This window comes from Pseudomonas sp. CFBP13528, from assembly GCF_005233615.1.
Lineage (GTDB): Bacteria > Pseudomonadota > Gammaproteobacteria > Pseudomonadales > Pseudomonadaceae > Aquipseudomonas > Aquipseudomonas fluorescens_AM.
In genome coordinates, this window is sequence record NZ_QGAJ01000003.1 from 413839 (window position 1) to 435114 (window position 21276).

Sequence of the window (21276 nt, forward strand, 5' to 3'; positions counted from 1 at the left end):
GGGAGGGGGCTTGCCCCCATGCGGTGTGTCAGTGGATGCATGTGTAACTGACCCACCGCTATCGGGAGCAAGCTCCCTCCCACATTAGAATTGGTATTCAGCCCCAGCCCCCGCATACCAGGAGCGCCCCGGCGCCGCTTCGTAATAGCGACCATTGCCGTCCCCCACAATCACCGACCCCACGTACTGACGATCCAGCAGGTTATCCAGGCGCAAGGTCTGGTGAAACGTCCAGTGCTCCACTTTCTGCTCAAACCGCGCACGCCAGTTGAATACGCTGTAGCCCGGTGCGGCGTGTTGGCGGTTGGTGTCTTCGACGTAGACTTTGCTGCGGTACATGCCTTCGATGGCGGTACTGACCCAGTCCCGCGGTTTCCAGTTCAGTTCGGTGAACAGTGTGGTTTGCGGAACGCCGGGCAGGTAGTTGCCTTTGTCGATGGTATTAGCGCCGCTGGCGAAGTCGCTGTCGTAGGTCGCTTGCAGGCGGGTGTAGGCGAGGTTGGCGCTCCAATGCTCGCTGAGTTGGCTCTCGACCCCAAGTTCGAAGCCACGGCGCAGCGTGCGCCCGGCATTCTGGTAGCTGGTGCGCCCGCCGATGGATTGCTGCACGACCAGTTCGTCTTCAGTGGTGATCTGAAAAAGCGCAGCGTTGACGCGGGTGTTGTTCAGTTGTGCCTTCACACCGATTTCATATTGCGTGCTTTCAGACGGCTTCAAGCCAAAGTTGAAACCCTCCACGTTACCCGGCGCATAGGCCAGCTCGGCCTGGGTGGGCGTTTCGAAGCCTTTGCCGGCACTGACGTAACCGTGCAGGTCGGGCGTGAAGGCGTACATCACGCTCATCGACGGCGTGTTCTTCTGGTAGGTCTTGTTGCCGCTGGCGTCGCCGTTGCCGAGGAATTGATCGTCCACCTCCAGCTCCATGGTGCTGTGGCGAATGCCGGCTTGCAGGGTCCAGCGGTCCAGGGCCCAGTTGGCCTGGAGGTAAGGATCGAGGCTGCGCGCGGTGTCGATTTCATCGCGGCGTAGCTGGCCTTTCACGCCCAGGGTGGCGCCGCTGTAGTTCTGGTAGCCGTGGCGGCTGTCTTCGCTCTGGTCGAAGTCCAGGCCCGCGATGATCGTCAACGCCCCCGGTGCGCTCTCGATGGGTTGCATCCAGCGCGCGCTGCCACCGTAGAACGTGCGGTCAAATTGCACCACGCCACCGCCGCGCTCGTTGGCGGGTGTGCCCCTGGGGATCGACAGGTACTGAATCACACTCCGTCGCCCCGTATACGCATTCACCTGCAGCGTCGCAGCACCGATGTAGCGCTCGTAGTTCATGCCCAGTTGCTGATGATCGATACTTTTACGCGTGTTGTAGGTCAACGCATTGGCGCTCACCGAACGCGGGTCAGCTTTGTACGCCGCCCAGGTCTGCCCCAGCGGGTCCTGCGTACCGTTCTGTTCCAGGCTGCTATAGATCAACGCCAGCTTGCTGTCGTCATCCGGCTGGAAGTTGAACTTGGCGAACGTCTGGTCACGGCGCGCGCTGCTGTGGTCGCGGTAGCCATTGGTGTCCATGCGCGAGGCGTCGAGCACGAAGCCTGCACCCTCGGCTGCGCCTTCGGCGGTGAGGTGGTTTTTGTTCAGTCCATCGCTGCCCACCAGGGTTTCGGCGCCGATGCGTGGCGGGCCTTCGCCGTCGCGGGAGAACATCTGGATCACCCCGCCGGCGTTGCTGCCATACAGCGTCGCTGCCGGGCCGCGCAGGACTTCGAGGCGTTCAGCGGTGTCGAGATTGAACGTTGCTGCCTGGCCCTGGCCATCCGGGGTGCTGGCGGGGATGCCGTCGGCAACCAGCTTGATGCCGCGCACCCCGAACGCCGAGCGGGCGCCGAAGCCACGGGAAGAAATCTGCAGGTCCTGCGCATAGTTCTGGCGGTTCTGCACCACCAGGCCCGGGACGCGGGACAGGGCTTCGGAGGCGTTGATGCCCAGTTGGCCGTCGCTGATCTGTTCGCGGTTGATAGCGTCCACCGAGTACGGCAGGTCGAAGGTCGGGCTGGCGCTGCGCGAGCCGGTGACCACGCTGGGGTCAAGCATCAACGGCGTTTCTTCGGCCTGGACGGTGGAGCACAGGCCCAGCAGGAGCAGGGCGAGGCGGGAGGGAGCGGGTAGGGTCATGAAGAGGCCGAGTCCGTGGCGCAACGCATGTTGAGTGGCGTAGGCGCAAATGTCGCAAGTTTAACGATTCCCCTCGATTTTTGCCGAACCCGATTGCCGTTGGGCTGAACAGGAAGTTTCCCACGCAAAGCGACGGCGCCAGGCGGCTGGACTGTTGGAGGGGCGATGCTAGATTTTCGACCTCATTCCTGAAAAAAGAGCTGGGCATGTGCACAACACCTATGAAGTTGCTGGTGCTGGCGTGGATTGCGTCAATGACGGTTGGCTGCGGGACCGTCACCACTGTGATGCGTGAAGATGCCGTCACCGTTCGCGCGCTCAAGGCGGATAAAACCTATTGCCAGTCCGTGCCGCGTATCTACAGTGGGGTGACGTATAACCTGTGTGTCCTGCATGGGCCGCCGAATGCGGGGAGCAGCCTGGCGGTCAATAGCGTCCCCTGGACATTCATTGATGTGCCGCTCTCCGGTGTCATGGACACGCTTTTCCTGCCCTATACGCTCTACCGTCAAAGCGTCGATGGCAGCATCGAGATTCGCTAGCCCTTGCCGCTAACAGCTTCCTGCTGCTTTTAAGTTATAATCCCGCCCTTTAGCTGTTTCTCGCCCGGGCGGGAGGCACACTTTTTTCAGGCGCAATGCGCCTGCATGCAGACTAAAAGAGGCTAGACCCCAGTGGCATTGACGATTCTTGGCCTGTCCGGCGCCCTTAGCCATGATCCTTCCGCGGCCCTGTATATCGACGGCAAGCTGATTGCGGCCGCCGAAGAAGAGCGCTTTGTACGCGACAAACATGCAAAGAACCGCATGCCCTACGAATCGGCGAAGTTCTGCCTGGAACAGGCCGGCATCAAACCTTGCGACGTTGATGTGGTGGCTATCCCGTTCGCCCCGATCAGCCTGTTCGGCGAGGCACGCTGGCACTACGCCAAACGCTACTGGTACGCCCCGGACCGCGCGCTCGACGCGATCCTGATGGGCAATCGCCGTTACAAGCGCTATCGCAACAAGATTGTCTGGTGCCTGGAGCAACTGGGCTTCGATCCGAAGAAGATCAAGATCGAACCGGTCGAACACCACCTGGCCCACGCTTCCAGTGCCTATCACTGCTCGGGCTTCCAGGAGAAAACCGCGATCCTGGGCATCGACGGCAAGGGTGAGTACGCCACCACGTTCTTCGGCTATGGCGAAAACGGCAAGATCCACAAGATCAAGGAATTCTACGATCCAGACTCCCTCGGCGGCCTGTATGGCGCGATCACCGAGTTCCTCGGTTTCGAGATGCTCGACGGTGAGTTCAAGGTCATGGGCATGGCGCCGTACGGCGATGCCAGCAAATACGATTTCTCGCGCCTGGCCTCCTTTGAGAACGGCGAGTTGGTGATCAACACCGACTACGCCAACGTCATCGGCCTGCGCCGCTACAAAGAGAAGGGCAAGGGCTTCTACTTCTCGCCAAAACTGATCGAGTGGCTGGGTCCAAAGCGCGAAGGCGATATCGCCGACGAGCCTTACATCCACTACGCCGCCAGCATGCAAGCGCTGTTCGAGAAACTGGCCCTGCAGATGATCGACCACTACCTGGGCGACATCCTCAAGGACACCGGCAAACTGGCCTTCGCCGGCGGTTGCGCGCTGAACGTCAAGCTGAACCAGAAGATCATCGCCCGTGACGACGTCAAAGAGCTGTTCGTGCAGCCGGCGTCGGGCGATGCTGGCACTGCGGTCGGTGCGGCGGCGTATGTGTCCCACGCCCGTGGTGTGCCGGTCGAGAAGATGGAACACGTCTACCTCGGCCCGTCCTACAGCAACGAAGACGTGATTGCCGCGTGCGCCAAGCACGAGAGCAAGCCGAACTGGCGCAAGATCGAGAACATGCCCCAGCGTATCGCCAAGATCATGGTCGACGGCAACCCGGTGGCCTGGTTCCAGGGCCGCATGGAGTTTGGTCCGCGTGCCCTGGGCGGTCGTTCGATCATCGGTTGCCCGAGCGCCACCGGCGTGGCCGACCGTATCAACCACCAGATCAAGTTCCGCGAGCGCTGGAGGCCTTTCTGCCCGTCGATGCTCGACACCGTGGCCCCGCAAATGATCAAGGTCGACCATCCGGCGCCGTTCATGACCTTCACCTTTGAAGTGTCGGAAGAGTGGAAGACCCGCGTGCCGGAAGTGGTGCACGAAGACGGCACCTCCCGTGCCCAGGTACTCAAGCGCGAGTACAACCCGCGCTACTACGACATGATGAAAGAGCTGGAAGTACTGACCGGCAACGGCGTGTCCCTGAACACCTCGCTCAACCGTCGTGGCGAAGCGATGATCTGCTCGCCGACCGACGCGCTGAACATGTTCTTCGGCTCCGACCTGCAGTACCTGATCATGGAAGACATCCTGGTGGTCAAGGATGGCGTGGACCCTTATGACGCTGTGGTTTAAATGCTGAACCGCTTCCAGGGTTGGCGTGAACGTGGCTGGACGCCTGTCGACGCCGAAGTTTATGCCCAGGCCTGGCAGCGTTACGGCGGCAGCGTGGCGACCCATCCCCAGGTGATCGAACGCCTGGCGGGGTTGGCGCAGATTCCGGTGCGTTACCTGGCCTGGGAGCAGGGCGGTGAACTCAAGGGCGCGATAGCCACCTGGGGACGCGACCTGGCCCTGTCCAAGGACGTACTCAAGCGCACCGGCAAAAAGGGCCTGTTTGACCTGGGCAATGCCGAGATCATCCTGCCGATAGCCGCCGATGCGCAGGTGCCGCTGCGTCACCGTGGCCGTTATTTGTCGGCGCTGAACCAGGGGCGCGTGAGCACCCTCAAGCCCCAGGCCGAGCAATTGGCCATGGCGCGTACTCCCGAAGACCTGTCGAAAAAGTTTCGCTACAACCAGCGCCGTGAATTGCGTTTGCTGGAAGAAGCAGGCGGCGTGGCGCGCCCGGTCAGCGAGTTTTCCGGCGCGCAGCTGGCGGCGATTTATTGCGATCTGTTCCAGCGTCGCTGGGGCTTTCCTGCCACCGGTGCCGTGCGTCTGGCCGAGGTTCTGGAATTGCTCAAGGCGTTCCTGATCGGTTCGGTGCTGTTTCTCAATGACGCGCCGATCGCCGTGCAAGTGGTGTATCGCGTTCAAGCGCCCGAATGGATAAGCGTTGAGTACGTCAACGGTGGCGTCGACCCTGAGACCCGTGCGTTCAGCCCGGGGAGTGTGCTGAGTTTCCTCAATACACAAAGTGCCTGGGAGCATGCGCGCGCGCAGGATTTGCCGCTGCGCTTCTCTTTCGGGCGTGCCGACCGTGAATATAAAGAGCGCTGGTGCAACCCGGTGCCGGTGTTCAGCGTATGAGCCGCAAACAGCAATTGCTCAAGCGCCATCGGCGCAACAAGCGCATCGCGCTGCTGATCGGCTTGCTGGTACTGATCGTGACGGGCGTGCTGGTGGCCTGGTGGCTGCCGCTGATCCTTGCGCTGCTGCTGTGGGTGGCTCACGAAGCCTGGTTTGCCGATCATCTGTTTTATTCGCCCAGGGACGACTATCAGTACCGCTTCGCCCCGGGCGGCCAGCAGGTTGGCCTGCGCCTGGATAACGGGCGGTGGGTGCCGGATACGCCGTTGGAACTGGCAGGTGACGAGACGCTGATCCTTCAAGTGCAGCTCAAGAGCGGTTGGCTCGGGCGTTTCCTTGACCCGGCGGTCGAGCTGCCGGGGGATCGTCAGGCGTTTGAGCGCGGTGTGGCGGGCAAGCGGTACCTCAATCTGACCGGTTCTGCTGCAACGCTGGCGGCTGGCGAGTTGACGTTGCGCGGCCGATTCTGCCGCGTGGTCGGCCAGCCGAAGCTGTGGATTTTCCGTCAGCCGGATCACGCCCGCCAGCGGGTGATGGTGATCGCCCCTCACGCCGACGACGCCGAACTGGCTGCCTTTGGCCTGTACGCCCAGGCGGATGAGGCCTGGATCGTGACCCTCACCGCAGGTGAAATCGAAGCCGAGCATTATCAGCAGATGGGCCTGACGCAGGTCGATGCCGCTCGACTCAAAGGGCGCCTGCGGGCCTGGGACAGCATTTGCGTGCCGCGCTGGGCCGGTGTTCCCGAGGCACAGTGCGTGCAACTGGGTTACTTCTGCCTGCAACTGCCGGCCATGCAGGCCGCGCCGGATCAGCCCCAGGCGTCCCGCGAAGCGCAATTGGACGATACGCGGCTGTTTCGCCGGTTCAACAGCCTGGCGCTGCCCGGCGATCGGGACGGTGCTCCGACGTGGGTCAACCTGGTTGCCGATCTACGTGCGGTGCTGCTCAAGGCGCGGCCCGAGGTGATCGTGTTGCCGACACCGCTCCTTGACCCTCACCCGGATCATATCTGCGCCTACAACGCCGTTATCGAAGCGTTGCAAGGGCTCGAGTGGCAACCCAACACATTGCTCGGCTATGCCAACCACCTGCATGATAACGACCGCTGGCCCATGGGCGATTCGGGCGCCGGCGTGGCGTTGCCGCCGCAGTTCGATGCCGGCCAGGTGTTTGAGCCGTATTGCCGTGTGTTGAGCGTCAGCCAGCAGCAGGACAAGGCCATGGCGCTGGGGATGATGCATGACCTGCAACCCCGGCCGCCTTTCAAGCGTCGCATGCGCCGTCTGCTGCAACAATTGCTGGCGGGTCGTTGTCCATCGCCTTACGGCGAGAATGAGTTTTTTCGCAAGGCCGTGCGCCGTCACGAACTGCTTTGGGTGCTCAAGCAGGACTGAAGTTGATTTTTACGTCGGGCTGCGCGCAGTAGCCTGGTTGCCTCATGGAGCAATATGAAGCCTCGTTTCAAGGTTTTGCAGTTACAGCCGGACTACAACGTCAAACTCCATGATTTTGCTGACCTCGGTGAGCAGATCGTCAAGTCGTTGCCGGTTGAACGGTTCGAGGTCACATCGGCCTTCCTCAGTGGGCGCCCTCAGCCCGGCCAGCCGCTGAGCGTGGCCGACCATTCCAAATATTTCGAATTCCCCGAGAAAGCCCTGAAGGGCATTCGTCTTGGGGCAATGTGGGAAATCTACAAGTATTGCCGCGAGCAGAAGTTCGACGTGGTCATCTGTAACCGCTTCAAGTCGGTGAACATGATGCTGGCGCTCAACCGCTGGTTGAAGACTCCTCTGTGCATCGGCATCTCCCACGGTTTCGGCGAGTATGAGCGGGCCTATCGTCGGCGCCAGATGCGCCGCATGGTCAGTCCGGCGTGGCGGTTTGTCGGGGTTTCGGCGGCGGTGAGGGATTATCTGGTGGGCCTGAACTGTGGCTTTACCCACGAGAACACCACCTTCGTCACCAACGCTATCGACATCCCCCAGGCCGAGGCCTTGCAGTTGCCGCGCGAGCAAGCGCGGCAGGCCCTTGGCCTGCCTCTGAACGCCCGGATGATTGGTGCCCTGGGGCGCCTGGTCCCGATCAAGGGGCACACGCACCTGTTGCAGGCGTTTGCCCGGCTCAAGGACAAATATCCTCAGGCTCAGGTGGGTATCATCGGTTCCGGTCGTGCCGAAGCTGACCTGCGAGCGGACATCGAGCGTCTTGGGCTCGTGGGCCGTGCGCATTTGCTGGGCTTTCGTGAGGACGGTCTGCAGTACGTACGCGCTTTCGACATCTGGACCATGCCGTCCCTGCTTGAAGGCTTGGGCCTGGCGCTGCTGGAAGGCATGAGCGGGCGCCTGCCGGTGATCGCCTCCAACGGGCCGGCCATGTTGCCGCTGGTGGAAGGGGCGGGCGGCTTGTCCCATGAGCCCGGCAACGTGGATCAATTGGCCGCGGCGCTCGACACTTACCTGGCCATGAGTGATGAACAGTTACGCGCCAAGGGTGAGCAGGTGTTCCGTTACCTGGAGGCAAACCACGCCTTGGCTGAGTTCCAGGGCAAGTACCTGGATTTGATCGAAACCGGTTTGAAAGAAGCAGGTAGAGCATGACAGCGCAACAACCGTTGGTCTCGGTGATTATCGCGTCCTACAACCACGCTCGGTACATCGAGCAGAGCATCCTGAGTGTGCTCGGCCAGACTTACCCGAATATCGAACTGCTGGTGATCGACGATGGCTCCAAGGATGACAGCGTCGAATGCATCCGGCGGCTGCAGGCTGAGCACGGGTTTGATTTCCAGGTGCAACAGAACCAGGGGCTGACCGCCACACTGAACAACGCGCTTGCCCGCGCCAAAGGCAGCCTGATCGCGCCATTCGGCTCTGACGACATTATGCTGCCCGAGCGTATCGCGACCCAGGTGGCCTATATGGAAGGCAAGCCGAGGGTGGGGATCTGCGCCGGCAACATCGAGCTGATCGACGGTGATGGCAACCTGCATCCGGAGAAAAAACAACGCCGTGATGTGCCGTTTCGCAGTCTCGACTTCGACGACATGTTCATGGATCGCAAGCCGTTTCCACCTGCGCCAACCATGTTGATCCGCCGGCAAGCGCTGGAGGAAGTCGGTGGTTTCGATCCGCTGATTCCCCTGGAAGACCTGCTGATTCAATTGAAGATAACCGCGGCGGGCTACACCATCGATGCGCTTGACGTAGTCATGGCGCAGTACCGGCAGCACGCCAGCAATACCTACAAAAACCACCGCTACATGATCCAGAACATCCTCAAGACCTACGCCAAGTTCAGCGACCACCCGGCCTATGATGCGGTGCGCTATAACTTCCTGAACTCGATGTTCCTCAAGACCGCCGACCGTGACCGGCCATTGGCGCGGGAGATTCTCAAGCAGATCCCGCTGAAATTCTGGGGGCGCAAGACCTTGCGTGGCTTGGTGCGGCTGTATCTGACGCCGTTGAAAGGCTGAAGGCCAAGGATGTAAAAAAGGCGACCATCACGGCAGTGATAGTCGCCTTTTTTTGTCAGCTGGCCGGGCGGGCCAGGCTGTGTACCTGTTCGCGGAGTTTCGCCGTGGCCGTTGGGCTGGCAACCGTCGCATAGCCTTTTACCAGGTGTTCGAAGTGCGTTTCGAACAGCCAGTTGCGGTCCTGCGGATAGCGCTGCATGTGACGCAAATTACGCTGGCGCAAGGCGTAGCGCAGGGGCGAGGGGTAGATGCGCAGGTCGGCGACATCAATCAGGCCGAACTCGCCGTCGTCCATCAGCAACACGTTGCCCAGGTGCAGCGAGCGGAAGTACACACCGCGTTCGTGCAATTGCGCCATGAACCGGCCGAAACGCTCGACCAGCGATTCGCGCAGGCTGCTGTCCAGGCTTTGCAGGGCCTGGCGCAGGGTCAGGCCCGGCAAGGGTGTATAGGCCACGGCACCGCTGGCGTCGGGCAAGTGGTAGAGACCGAGGATGTGCGGGGTGGGAATGCCCAGCGTGCGCAATTGTTCGCTGTTGCTGGCAAAACGCTCGGAGTACGGGTTGAAGCTGCCGGAGGTGTACCAACGGCGCGGGCGGAACAGCTTGAGGAAGCTGCCGTCTTCCAGGCGCAGGACTTTGGGCCCCAGGCCATCGGCTTCAATCACCTGGGCATTGCTGCTCAGCCGGTCAAACGCCGGGCCCTTGATCGATTGCACCGGTATGCGCAGCAGGCTGCGGTGGCGCTGGGCGATACTCAGGCCGGTAATGATCGCCAGCGGGATCCACAGCAGGAACCAATGCTCCTTGGGTCGCGACAGGATGCCACCGCCTTCAGTCAGGCCCGCACCGATGCCGTAGACCAGCAGGGACGATGCCAGGATGAACAGCGGTTGTGCGCGTCGTTGCATGCTCTTGTACAGGGCATAGCCGAGCATGAAGATCCAGGGGATGAAGCCGATGATGCCGACGTAATAGAGCACGCCAAGGGCAAAGCTATGGGGCTCGCGCAGCTGGTAGCCGTTGTCGAATGTCAGGTACAGTTCGGAGTCGTAGCTGTGGCCGATCCACGGGTGGTCGGCGATGAGCTTCAACGACATTTTCCACAGCTCGACACGCAACGAGTTGCCACGGTCCGTGATCAGTTCCGGATACAAAAGCAGCAGTCCGGCGCTGGCCAGCACCATTGCACCGAGCAGCAGCGCCGAGCGGCGGTTGCGACTGACCAGGGCCATCCACACGATCACCATCATCAGTGCCACCAACGGCGTGCGAGAGCCCGTCGCCAACACCGTGACGCCCATGATCGCCAGTGCCGGGACGCTGAACCACAACACGTTCAGGCGCTGGGTCGTCAGGCAGATAAACAGCCAGTACACCGTGAAAAAGCCGAACAGGTGGGAGCTGAGCAATGGGTTATCGAGGGCGCCAAGGCCGCCGATCATGCGCATGCCAGGTTCGTACGCCTTCGCGAAGGCCACCAGGTTGCCCAGGCACACCACCAGCGCAATCACTGCGGCACCGAAGAAGATCGGCTTGAACAACTCATTGCGGTAGTGCAACAGCAGCCCACAGCCGCCAAACAGCATGAAGGTGTTCAGCGGACGTTTGAACAGGTCGGTGTCGGCGCTGGGCTCAGGGCTCCAGAGCAGGCTGGTCAGCGCCCAGGCGGAGAACGCCAGGAACGCCAGGGCGATCGGTTCGCGCAAGAGATCCTTGAGTTCCCTGGGGCGCATGCACAACAGGAACAAGGTGGGCACGCTGAACAGGAGGTAGACAATCCGGTGCAGTACATTGCGGTTGCCGACGAAGAACAGTGCACTCAAGAGCAACAGCAAGCCAACAGGCAAAATCCACAGGACCAGGAAGTCAAAAACGCGATTCGAGCCATAGATAAGGCGCTTGGAGTGCATACGATAGAGCCATTCCAGAAAGAGAAAGCCGACCATCTTAAGGTAGTGGCTATGTAATGTCGTCCGCGTGATCCCACCGGGCCGCGGCGTACGCCGGGTGCAAGTACAACAGAGAAGCTGTGCTAAAGTCAGCCTCCTTTTTCAAAACGCCGCGTGATATGACCGACTCCAGTCCGAGCGCAAGCCCTTCGAGCTTGAAAATATACTTCCGCCTGCTCAGTTACGTTAAGCCTTATATGGGCTTGTTCGCGCTGAGTATCCTTGGATTTCTGATTTTCGCGTCGACCCAACCGATGCTGGGTTACATCCTCAAGTACTTCGTCGACGGCCTTTCCAACCCGGAGGCCGTGCTGTTTCCGACCGTGCCGTTCCTGCGCGACCTGCAATTGCTGCAGGCGGTGCCGCTGCTGATCATTCTGATCGCGGCCTGGCAGGGCCTGGGCTCATTCCTGGGCAACTACCTGTTGGCCAAGGTCTCCCTGGGCCTGGTCCACGATTTGCGGGTGCAGCTGTTCAACAACCTGCTGACGCTGCCTAACCGTTACTTCGACAACCACAATTCCGGGCACCTGATTTCCCGCATCACCTTCAACGTGACCATGGTCACGGGGGCGGCGACCGATGCCATCAAGGTGGTGATCCGCGAAGGCATGACGGTGATCTTCCTGTTCGCCTCGCTGCTGTTCATGAACTGGCGCCTGACGCTGGTCATGATTGCCATCCTGCCGTTGATTGCCGTCATGGTCAGCACGGCCAGCAAGAAATTCCGCAAGCAGAGCAAGAAGATCCAGGTGGCCATGGGGGACGTGACCCACGTCGCCTCGGAAACCATCCAGGGTTACCGCGTGGTGCGTAGCTTCGGTGGCGAGGTCTATGAAGAGAAGCGTTTCCTCAAGGCCAGCCAGAGCAATACCAACAAGCAACTGCGCATGACCCGCACCGGGGCGATCTACACCCCGGCGCTGCAGCTGGTGATCTACTCCGCGATGGCGGTGCTGATGTTCCTGGTGCTGTATCTGCGCGGCGATGCGTCGGCCGGTGACATGGTGGCCTACATTACCCTGGCCGGCCTGTTGCCCAAGCCGATCCGCCAACTGTCGGAAGTCAGCTCGACCATTCAGAAAGGCGTGGCCGGGGCCGAAAGCATTTTCGAACAGCTGGACGAAGAGGTGGAGGTCGACCACGGCACCCTCGAACGCGACAAGGTCAGCGGTCGCCTGGAAGTGCGCAACCTGAACTTCACCTACCCCGGTACCGAACGCCATGTGCTCAAGGACATCAGCTTTACCGCCGAACCCGGGCAGATGATCGCCCTGGTGGGGCGTTCGGGCAGTGGCAAGTCGACCCTGGCCAGCCTGATCCCGCGGTTCTATCACCATGAAAGCGGTGAAATCCTGCTTGATGGCATTGAGATCGAGGACTACAAGCTGCTCAACCTGCGCAAGCACATTGCCCAGGTCACCCAGCACGTGACCCTGTTCAGCGACACCGTGACCAACAATATCGCCTATGGCGACCTGGCCGGCGCGCCACGCGAAGACGTTGAAGCGGCGGCGGCGGATGCCAACGCCAAGGACTTCATCGACCAGTTGCCCAAGGGCTTCGATACCCAGGTCGGCGAGAACGGCGTGCTGTTGTCCGGTGGCCAGCGTCAGCGCCTGGCGATTGCCCGTGCCCTGCTCAAGAACGCGCCGTTGTTGATTCTCGACGAGGCCACCTCGGCCCTCGACACCGAGTCCGAGCGGCATATCCAGGCCGCGCTGGACAAGGTCATGCAGGGCCGTACCACACTGGTGATCGCACACCGCCTGTCCACCATCGAGAAGGCCGACCTGATTCTGGTGATGGACGACGGGCGCATCGTCGAGCGCGGCACCCACGGCGAACTGTTGGCGCAGAACGGCTACTACGCGCGACTGCATGCCATGGGCCTGGATGCGCCGGTAGCGGCCGACATCACCTGATCCAACGGGCGCCACGCCTCGAGTGTGGGAGGGGGCTTGCCCCCGATAGCGGTGGGTCAGTCAGCATTTCTGCAAGCTGACACTGCGCTATCGGGAGCAAGCCCCCTCCCACATTTGCCCTGTGGTGGGCGCAAGCCATCGCAAACCCTGTGCTAATATCGCGCCCCTGTTCATTTTGTATGTGGGTTGCTCCATGAAGTTGTCCATGCCGCGATTCAATCAAGCCCCTGTCTTGGTGGTCGGCGATGTCATGCTCGACCGTTACTGGCATGGTGGTACCTCACGGATTTCCCCTGAGGCGCCGGTACCGGTGGTCAAGGTCGAGCAAATCGAAGACCGTCCAGGTGGCGCTGCCAACGTTGCCCTCAATATTGCCGCGCTCGGCGCCCCGGCTTCCCTGGTGGGTGTGACCGGTGACGACGAAGCGGCCGACAGCCTGGCCAACAGCCTGCGCGGTGCCGGCGTGCGCGCGTTGTTCCAGCGCATCGCCCATCAGCCGACCATCGTCAAGCTGCGGGTCATGAGCCGTCACCAGCAATTGCTGCGTATCGATTTCGAAGAACCCTTCGCCACCGACGCCCTGGCCCTCGGTGACCAGGTCAACGCGTTGCTCGAAGGCATCAAGGTGCTGGTGTTGTCCGACTACGGCAAAGGCGCCCTGAAGAATCACCAGGTGCTGATCCAGGCCGCCAAGGCCCGCAACATTCCGGTGCTGGCCGATCCCAAGGGCAAGGACTTCTCGATTTATCGGGGCGCCAGCCTGATCACGCCCAACCTCAGTGAGTTCGAAGCGGTCGTCGGTGGTTGCGCCGATGAGCACGAACTGGTGAGCAAGGGTGCGGCGCTGATGGCCGACCTTGAGCTCGGCGCCCTGCTGGTGACCCGTGGCGAGCACGGCATGACCCTGCTGCGCCCCGGCCACCCGCCGATGCACTTGCCGGCGCGGGCGCGGGAAGTGTTCGACGTCACCGGTGCCGGTGATACGGTGATTTCCACCCTGGCCGCGTCCATCGCGGCCGGCGAGGAACTGCCCCATGCCGTGGCCCTGGCCAACCTGGCGGCGGGCATCGTGGTCGGCAAACTGGGCACCGCGGCTATCAGCGCCCCCGAATTGCGTCGCGCCATCCAGCGTTCCGAAGGTTCGGAGCGCGGCGTGCTGGGGCTCGAGCAATTGCTGTTGGCGATTGACGACGCTCGCGCCCACAACGAAAGCATTGTGTTCACCAACGGTTGCTTCGACATCCTGCACGCCGGCCATGTGACTTACCTTGAGCAAGCGAGCGCCCAGGGTGATCGCCTGATCGTGGCGGTCAACGATGATGCCTCCGTCAGCCGTTTGAAAGGCCCGGGCCGACCGATCAATAGCGTCGACCGGCGCATGGCGGTGCTGGCCGGGTTGGGCGCGGTGGATTGGGTGATCAGCTTCTCTGAAGGCACCCCGGAAAACCTGTTGGCCCAGGTCAAGCCGGACGTGCTGGTCAAGGGCGGTGATTATTCCGTCGACCAGGTGGTCGGTGCGGACATCGTCAGCGCCTACGGCGGCACCGTCAAAGTGCTGGGGTTGGTGGAAAACAGTTCGACCACGGCCATCGTCGAGAAAATTCGTAACAATGAATAACGCTGATAAATGGGTGTTGATCACCGGAGGCGCGGGCTTCATCGGTTCGCATTTGGTTGACGCGCTGCTCGCCAAGGGCTATTCGGTGCGGGTGCTGGATAACCTGTCTACCGGCAAGCGCAGCAACCTGCCTCTGGATAACCCGCGCGTGCAACTGGTGCAAGGCGATGTGGCCGACGCCGAGCTTTTGGCTCAAGTCGTCATCGGTGCGTCTGCGGTGGTTCACCTGGCAGCCGTGGCGTCGGTCCAGGCGTCTGTGGACGATCCGGTCAGCACGCATCAGAGCAATTTCATCGGTACCTTGAATATCTGCGAAGCCATGCGCAAGGCCGGCGTGAAGCGTGTGGTATATGCGTCCAGCGCAGCGGTCTACGGCAACAACGGCGAGGGTGCTTCCATCGATGAAGAGACGACCAAGGCGCCGCTGACACCCTATGCCTCGGACAAATTGGCCAGTGAGCACTACTTTGACTTCTACCGTCGTCAGCATGGTCTGGAACCGGTCATTTTCCGCTTCTTCAATATCTTCGGTCCGCGCCAGGACCCGTCATCGCCGTATTCCGGTGTGATCAGCATTTTCAGCGAGCGGGTGCAGCAGGGCCTGCCCATTGCCGTGTTTGGCGACGGCGAGCAAACCCGTGACTTCATGTATGTGGAGGACCTGGTGGATGTGCTGGTGCAGGCCATCGAACTGCCGACCATTGCACCAGGGGCAATCAACGTCGGTTGGAACCACGCCACGACGCTCAAGCAGGTGCTGCAGGCACTGGAGCAAGTGGTGGGCACGTTGCCGGTCATCACCTACGGACCGGCGCGCCTGGGAGATATCCGCCACTCGCGGGCCGACAATCGGCGCCTGCTGGCAAGCTTCACCCTGCCTGAACCTACGCCGTTGAAGGTCGGTCTGGAGCGCTTGCTGAAGGGCTGAGTTGCACGCTGGTGCGTCAGCCCCTGGCTTTTTTCTTCGGCACAATCTTGCGCAGCATCTGCTGCGCCTTGCCGGTCAAGCGCTTGAGCTTTGACTCTTTTTCCGGTTCTGCCAGGCCTTGCTGCCTGAGCCAGTCCTTCCAGCGAATCCGCTCATCACGCACCAGCCAACCGTCCTGCCGGGCGAAGCTCTCGGCCAGGTACAAACCCCGCGTGCTCGCCGGATACAGTTGGTCCTTCTTGACGGTGTACAGCTCGGCGAGTGGCTCGCCGTCCTTGAGCGGCATCAGGTACAGGTCCGGACGCTTGCGATCCAGGCGCGCGACCAGTTGATCACCTTCCAGGCGCTCATCCACATGGAACAGGCTCAGGGACTTGGCTTCCTTTGGCACTTCCAGGCGCAAGTCGTAAATCAGCTGCAGTGACGCCGTCGGCAGGTGCACGTAGGCCCGTGGACGCTCGATCAACTGGGTGGTGGCGCAGCGCACCGGACGCGCGGCGCCGGACAGCGGGCTCAGGCGAAACGGCAGGGCTTCACGGTAATGCAGCGCGGAGGAGTAGGGCGCCGGCAGCCAGGTATCGTTGAAGCGCCCGCCGAGCCAGCCTTCAGGGGTTTCCAGCAGGCATTCCTCGGCAATTTCCTGAATGGCCGTATGCAGCGGCAGGTTCAGTTCATGGGCCGGGACGTAGCCGGAGATCAGCTTGAGCACTACATCGCCGCGATCCTGGCGACGCTGGCGTACCAGCACCCAGTAATCCTTGTTTTGCCAGTGCAGGGTCAAACGCACCGAGACACCGAGATTCGCCAGTTCCAGGGCGAAGCGTTCGGCGTCCGGCACCTCGACCGGCTTGCGCCGTTGCAGGGTCTGGGCGAAGTTGAGCGGCATGCCGACGCTCTGGTAGCTCAGGCCTTCGGGAGTGGCTTCTACGTGCAGCGGCAGTGTCTTGAAGTTGCTGGGGTTCTTTCTTATGAGCGTACGCGGCATGTCGGCTCCTTTTTGCGACGGGGTCGGCCGCGTGGGCGGCATCAGAGTTGACGGATGACTCGGGCAGCGGTTGCCACGTTATGGGCCAGGTGCAGCGGATTGATGGTCCCGACAATAGCACTGGCGACGCCCGTTTGCGCAAACAACAATGTGAAACTGGCCTGAATTGGATCCATTCCAGGTTCCAGGCACACGTGGCCGCTGGCCAGGGCTTTTTTCACCAGGATGCCCTTGCCATGGGCCGCCGCGTAATCAATGACGGCTTTTTCGGCCTGTTCGTTCAGATTGTAAGTCACCATGGCGCAATCACCTTGCTCCAGCGCCTTCACGCCGCCTTCAACGGTCTTGCCGGAGAAGCCGAAACCGCGGATCTTGCCTTCTTTTTTCAGCGCCGCCAGGGTCTGGTAAACCTCGCAGTCGTTGAGGATGTGCAGGTCGTTGCCATCGGAGTGCACCAGCACCAGGTCGATAAAATCCGTTTCAAGTCGTTTCAGGCTGCGCTCGACTGACATCCGCGTATGGGCGGCGCTGAAATCGTGACGGGACACGCCGTCCTCGAATTCTTCGCCGACCTTGCTGACGATCACCCAATCCTTGCGCTGGTCACGCAGCAGTGGCCCCAGGCGCTCTTCGCTGCGGCCGTAGGCGGGTGCGGTATCGATCAGGTTGATGCCCAACTGGCGCGCCTGGCGCAGCAGCATTCGCGCCTCGTCGTCATTCGGAATCTGGAAGCCACTGGGGTATTTGACCCCTTGGTCGCGACCCAGCTTGACGGTGCCCAGGCCCAAGGGCGACACCAGCAGGCCGGTGCTGCCCAGGGGACGATACAGTTCGTGCAGGGTTGGCAGGCTCATGGCAACAGGTGCTCCCAGGCGGGTTGGCCGATCGCAGGCTTGGGCAGGTCGGGCAGCGGTTCGCTGGCGCCTGGGCGGATGCCCGCGCGCTCCAGACTGTCGATGACCCGGTCGGCGAAGTCCGGCGCCAGGGCCAGCTTGGTCGGCCAGCCCACCAACAGGCGGCCCTGTTCGGCCAGGAAGGCGTTGTCGGGACGGCTCAGGCCCGATTGCAGTGGCTCGGCGCGGTTGACGCGCAGGGTGGCCCACTGGGTCTGGCTCATGTCGATCCATGGCAACAGCTGGGCAAGTTCTTTCTGCGCGGTGGCGATCTGCTCTTGCGGCGTGCGGGCCACACCATCGGCCTCGGCGATATCGCCGCCGATGTACCACACCCAGTTGCCGTCCGCGGCCGGGTGGGTGGTCACGGTCAGGCGCGGCTTGGTGCCGCCGCCCAGGCAATGGGCATACAACGGCTTCAGGCCCGGGCCTTTGGCGAGGATCATGTGCAACGGGCGGGTTTGCATCGCCGGCTGGCTCAAGCCCAGGGCCGCAAGCAGATCGGCGGTGCCTGCGCCGGCACTCAATACGATGCGCTGGGCGCGAATTTGGCGGCCATCGACCGTCAAGCCCACCAGTGTGTCGCCTTCGCGCAGCGGTTCTATGTGTTCGCCTGCGAGCAGACCGTCACCGGCCAGGTGCGCCAGGCGTTCAATCAGGCTGGGCACATCCACGACCAATTCTGCCAGGCGGTAGACCTTGCCCTTGAAGCGACGATCCTGCAGCGCAACCGGCAGTTCGTCGCCCTTGACCTGATCGACACGGCCGCGCACGGCCTTGCTGGCGAAAAAGCTGGTGAGATTGCCGGCGAGGGTGCCGGGGGACCACAGATAATGGGCTTCAGAAAGCAGGCGCACGCCGGACAGGTCCAATTCGCCATTGCCGGCCAGGGCTTCACGCCAGCGGCGCGGCATGTCGGCAATCGCTTCGGAGGCGCCGGTGAGGGCGCCGTGCAGGGCGTATTTCGCACCGCCGTGAATGATGCCCTGGGACTTTACGCTTTGCCCGCCACCCAGGGTCGCGCTTTCCACCAGTACCGTGGAAAACCCCTGGCGGCGCAGGCGCGCATTGAGCCAGAGGCCGGCAACCCCGGCGCCGACAATCAGAACGTCGGTGGAAATAGGCATGCGCGCGGGACCTCATGGGTAGAAAAGGGGGCCTAGTATAGCGCGCAGCTGCAAGTTATCAGCTGCAAGCGGCAAGTTAGCAGCCGACCGTACTGCTTTTTCTTGCCGCTTGTAACTTGAAACTTGTCGCTGGGCTAGCGCTTCAATGACCCGCGGTTTTCGAGAACAATTGAATCACCACCACGCCCAGCACAATCAGGCCCATCCCCAGCATGGCCGGGATATCCAGCTTCTGCCCGTAGATGAACAGCGCGGCAATGCTGACCATCACAATGCCCATTCCGGCCCATACGGCATACGCCACGCCGACCGGCACGGTGCGCACGACCAAGGTCAGCATCCAGAACGCGATGCCATAACCGACGATCACCAGCAGCAGCGGGATAGGTGTGCTCCACCCCTTGATGGCTTTCATGGAAACGGTCGCGATCACTTCCGAGCAAATGGCGATGGCCAGGTAACAGTAAGCGGCGTTCATGGTGCGATCCTCAAGGTGAAGCGGGTTTGATAAGGTCGGCATTCTAGAGGTTCAACAGATGCGGTAAAGTCATTACCTATCCGAATTGAAGATAGGTTCAGCCATGAGCGTGCAGTGGGATCTGGAACAGATGCGCCTGTTTGTCAGCGTCGCCGAACAGCGCTCGTTTTCCGCCGTGGCGCGTGGGCAGCGCAAGGCGCAGTCGGCCGTCAGCACCGCGATTGCGCTGTTGGAGGCGGACCTCGGCGTCAGCCTGTTCGAGCGTAGCAGTGGCCGCCAGCCGCGCTTGACCGAAGCCGGCAGTGTGTTGCTGGAGGAAGCGCGTGAAGTGCTGCGCCAATGCGAGCGCCTGACGGGGCGGGCACTGGCGCTGACCCGTGGCGAGGAAGCGTGTCTGCGCCTGGCCCAGGACGAGGCGATGTTGTTCCAGCCGGTGCTCGACAGCCTCGAGGCGCTGGCGGTGCGCTATCCGTTGCTGGAAGTGCAGTTGTCCAGCGCAGCGCAAGGCGATGTGGCGCGCAAGCTGGTGGAACGCCAGGCCGATCTGGGCCTGTTGTTCTACCACGACCAGATTCCCGAAGCCCTTGAGCGGCGGGTGGTGGGCAGTGTGGAGATGGTCACGGTGTGCGGTGTGAATCACCCTTTGGCCACGGCACAGTACGTGGACTGCCAACGCCTGGCGCAGTTTCGCCAGTTGCTCATGTCGACCCAGACCAGCGTCTACCCCGGCAGTGAAGCCGCCAGCCCGCTGGTATGGCGGGCCGACAGCTTCTATGTGTTGGCCGAATGGCTGATGAGCGGCCTGGGTTGGGCCTGGTTGCCACGGCACATCGTGCAATACCCCACCTATCAACAGCAGATGGTTGAACTGCACAGCGAATGGACCCCGCCGGCGCTGGTGGTGGAGCTGGTGTGGCGCCGCGATGAGCACCTTGGGCCTGCCGCACGCTTTCTGGCTGAACGTTTTGCCGAGTGCTTGCAGGCGATCGACTGAAAAAGCCGATAAACTCCGCCGCCATGAATAGAACTCTCTACACCTGTCTGTTTTACCTGGCGCTGCCGTTGGTGGTTTTACGTCTGTGGTTGCGCGCGCGCAAGGCGCCGGCCTATGCCAGGCGCGTGGGCGAGCGGTTTTCCTGTGGCTTGCCCGTGATGCAGCCCGGCGGGATCTGGGTGCACGCGGTGTCGGTGGGCGAAAGCATTGCCGCCGCGCCGATGATCCGGGCCCTCCTGAAGCGTCATCCGCAGTTGCCGATGACCGTCACCTGCATGACGCCCACCGGTTCCGAGCGAATCCAGGCGCTGTTTGCCGATGAGCCGCGCGTCCAGCATTGCTATCTGCCGTACGACTTGCCCTGCGCCGCCAAGCGTTTCCTCGATTGCGTACAGCCTAAGCTGGCGGTGATCATGGAAACCGAATTGTGGCCTAACCATATTCACGCCTGCGCCCAACGCGGTATTCCTGTGGCCCTGGCCAACGCGCGATTGTCGGCGCGCTCGGCCAGGGGCTATGCGCGGTTCGCCAGACTGACCGCGCCGATGCTGGCCGAAATGAGCTGGTTCGCCGTGCAGACCGAAACCGAGGCCGAGCGTTTTCGCAGCCTCGGCGCGCGTCCTGCCACCGTTGAAGTCACCGGCTCGATCAAGTTCGACCTGACCATCGACCCCCAACTGCCGGCACGCGCCGCCGCCTTGCGCGAACAATGGGGTGCCGGTGAGCGCCCGGTATGGATCGCCGCCAGCACCCACGAAGGCGAAGACGACGTGGTGCTCGACGCCCATCGCCAGTTGCTGGCCAGCTATCCCAATGCGCTGCTGATTCTGGTGCCGCGTCATCAGGAACGCTTCGGGCCGACGTTCGAGCGGTGCGTGCAGCAAGGCTTTGCCACGGTGCGGCGCTCCAGTGGCGAAGCGGTCAATGCCGACACCTGCGTGCTGCTTGGCGACACCATGGGCGAGTTGCTGTTTCTCTACGCCTTGGCCGACAGCGCCTTTGTCGGCGGCAGTCTGGTACCGACCGGTGGGCATAATCCTCTGGAACCGGCGGCGCTGGGCAAACCGGTGATCATGGGGCCGCACCTGTTCAACTTCCTGGAAATCAGCGCGATGATGCGCGAGGCCGGGGCGTTGCGCGAGGTGGATGACGCAGAAGGTTTGGCCGAAGCGGTGCGCCAATTGTTCGAACTGCCGCGGGATGCGCGCAGGATGGCAGAGGCGGGATTGAAAGTGATGCAGGCCAATCAGGGAGCGCTTGAGCGTTTGCTGGACGGCCTGGACAGGCTGATCGCGGACTGATTCAACATACATCCGAATATGGGAGGGGGCTTGCCCCCGATAGCGGTGTGTCAGTCACCCAATAGGTGGCTGCCCACTGCCATCGGTGGCAAGCCCCCTCCCA

The 21276-nt window shown here is 62.0% G+C and carries 17 protein-coding genes; 11 read left to right on the forward strand and 6 right to left on the reverse strand.

Annotated features, from left to right (window positions below; translation table 11 throughout):
* Positions 1-84: 84 nt before the first annotated feature.
* Positions 85-2166, reverse strand: coding sequence for a TonB-dependent receptor (locus tag PspCFBP13528_RS08500; protein WP_137199989.1), 2082 nt, complete (start codon positions 2164-2166; stop codon positions 85-87).
* Positions 2167-2372: 206 nt separating this feature from the next.
* Between PspCFBP13528_RS08500 and PspCFBP13528_RS08505 the strand changes: the two genes are divergently transcribed.
* From PspCFBP13528_RS08505 to PspCFBP13528_RS08530, 6 genes are all read left to right on the forward strand, one after another.
* Entirely contained in the window at positions 2373-2708 is a 336-nt protein-coding gene (locus PspCFBP13528_RS08505) for a YceK/YidQ family lipoprotein (protein WP_137199990.1), read from the forward strand.
* A gap of 132 nt (positions 2709-2840) precedes the next feature.
* Positions 2841-4598, forward strand: a complete 1758-nt coding sequence (locus PspCFBP13528_RS08510) for a carbamoyltransferase (RefSeq protein ID WP_101218976.1) — start codon at positions 2841-2843, stop codon at positions 4596-4598.
* Entirely contained in the window at positions 4599-5495 is an 897-nt protein-coding gene (locus PspCFBP13528_RS08515) for an antimicrobial resistance protein Mig-14 (protein ID WP_137199991.1), read from the forward strand.
* Positions 5492-6892: a PIG-L family deacetylase gene (locus PspCFBP13528_RS08520; RefSeq protein ID WP_137199992.1), complete on the forward strand. Its 1401-nt coding sequence runs from the start codon at positions 5492-5494 to the stop codon at positions 6890-6892. The genes PspCFBP13528_RS08515 and PspCFBP13528_RS08520 overlap by 4 nt, the downstream gene beginning before the upstream one ends.
* Positions 6893-6946: 54 nt before the next feature.
* Positions 6947-8095 (forward strand): glycosyltransferase family 4 protein, encoded by a 1149-nt coding sequence (locus PspCFBP13528_RS08525; protein ID WP_137199993.1) that lies wholly within the window; start codon positions 6947-6949, stop codon positions 8093-8095.
* Positions 8092-8973 (forward strand): glycosyltransferase, encoded by an 882-nt coding sequence (locus PspCFBP13528_RS08530; RefSeq protein WP_137199994.1) that lies wholly within the window; start codon positions 8092-8094, stop codon positions 8971-8973. The genes PspCFBP13528_RS08525 and PspCFBP13528_RS08530 overlap by 4 nt, the downstream gene beginning before the upstream one ends.
* Before the next feature lie 55 nt (positions 8974-9028).
* Here PspCFBP13528_RS08530 and PspCFBP13528_RS08535 read toward each other — a convergent pair whose 3' ends face one another.
* Positions 9029-10885, reverse strand: a complete 1857-nt coding sequence (locus tag PspCFBP13528_RS08535; protein WP_065951545.1) for a bifunctional O-antigen ligase/aminoglycoside phosphotransferase family protein — start codon at positions 10883-10885, stop codon at positions 9029-9031.
* 158 nt (positions 10886-11043) lie between these two features.
* Between PspCFBP13528_RS08535 and msbA the strand changes: the two genes are divergently transcribed.
* From msbA to PspCFBP13528_RS08550, 3 genes are all read left to right on the forward strand, one after another.
* The gene (gene msbA, locus PspCFBP13528_RS08540) at positions 11044-12849 is read left to right on the forward strand and encodes a lipid A export permease/ATP-binding protein MsbA (RefSeq protein ID WP_065951544.1); all 1806 of its coding nucleotides are present in this window, start codon (positions 11044-11046) and stop codon (positions 12847-12849) included.
* Positions 12850-13042: 193 nt separating this feature from the next.
* Complete coding sequence (gene hldE, locus PspCFBP13528_RS08545; protein ID WP_065951543.1) at positions 13043-14467, forward strand: bifunctional D-glycero-beta-D-manno-heptose-7-phosphate kinase/D-glycero-beta-D-manno-heptose 1-phosphate adenylyltransferase HldE; 1425 nt, start codon at positions 13043-13045, stop codon at positions 14465-14467.
* Positions 14460-15395, forward strand: coding sequence for an NAD-dependent epimerase/dehydratase family protein (locus PspCFBP13528_RS08550; protein ID WP_101218964.1), 936 nt, complete (start codon positions 14460-14462; stop codon positions 15393-15395). Before hldE ends, PspCFBP13528_RS08550 begins: the two co-directional genes overlap by 8 nt.
* A 16-nt stretch (positions 15396-15411) precedes the next feature.
* Here the strand turns inward: PspCFBP13528_RS08550 and PspCFBP13528_RS08555 are convergent, their stop codons facing one another.
* The 4 genes from PspCFBP13528_RS08555 to PspCFBP13528_RS08570 all read right to left on the reverse strand — a co-directional run bounded on the left by PspCFBP13528_RS08555 (position 15412) and on the right by PspCFBP13528_RS08570 (position 18878).
* Positions 15412-16380 carry a metal ABC transporter ATPase gene (locus PspCFBP13528_RS08555; RefSeq protein ID WP_065951541.1) on the reverse strand — a complete coding sequence of 323 codons (969 nt, stop codon included), beginning with the start codon at positions 16378-16380 and terminating at the stop codon, positions 15412-15414.
* A gap of 41 nt (positions 16381-16421) precedes the next feature.
* On the reverse strand, positions 16422-17234 hold the full coding sequence (locus PspCFBP13528_RS08560) for an aldo/keto reductase (protein ID WP_065951540.1): 813 nt from the start codon (positions 17232-17234) through the stop codon (positions 16422-16424).
* Positions 17231-18400 carry an FAD-dependent oxidoreductase gene (locus tag PspCFBP13528_RS08565; protein WP_101218960.1) on the reverse strand — a complete coding sequence of 390 codons (1170 nt, stop codon included), beginning with the start codon at positions 18398-18400 and terminating at the stop codon, positions 17231-17233. The genes PspCFBP13528_RS08560 and PspCFBP13528_RS08565 overlap by 4 nt, the downstream gene beginning before the upstream one ends.
* 142 nt (positions 18401-18542) lie before the next feature.
* A complete protein-coding gene (locus tag PspCFBP13528_RS08570) occupies positions 18543-18878 on the reverse strand; it encodes a multidrug efflux SMR transporter (RefSeq protein ID WP_057724331.1) in 336 nt (111 codons plus the stop codon).
* Between the two features lie 103 nt (positions 18879-18981).
* On the opposite strand from PspCFBP13528_RS08570, the gene PspCFBP13528_RS08575 reads away from it, so the two are divergent.
* The gene (locus PspCFBP13528_RS08575; protein ID WP_065951538.1) at positions 18982-19872 is read left to right on the forward strand and encodes a LysR family transcriptional regulator; all 891 of its coding nucleotides are present in this window, start codon (positions 18982-18984) and stop codon (positions 19870-19872) included.
* A gap of 23 nt (positions 19873-19895) precedes the next feature.
* On the forward strand, positions 19896-21173 hold the full coding sequence (waaA, locus tag PspCFBP13528_RS08580) for a lipid IV(A) 3-deoxy-D-manno-octulosonic acid transferase (RefSeq protein WP_101218958.1): 1278 nt from the start codon (positions 19896-19898) through the stop codon (positions 21171-21173).
* Positions 21174-21276: the final 103 nt, after the last annotated feature.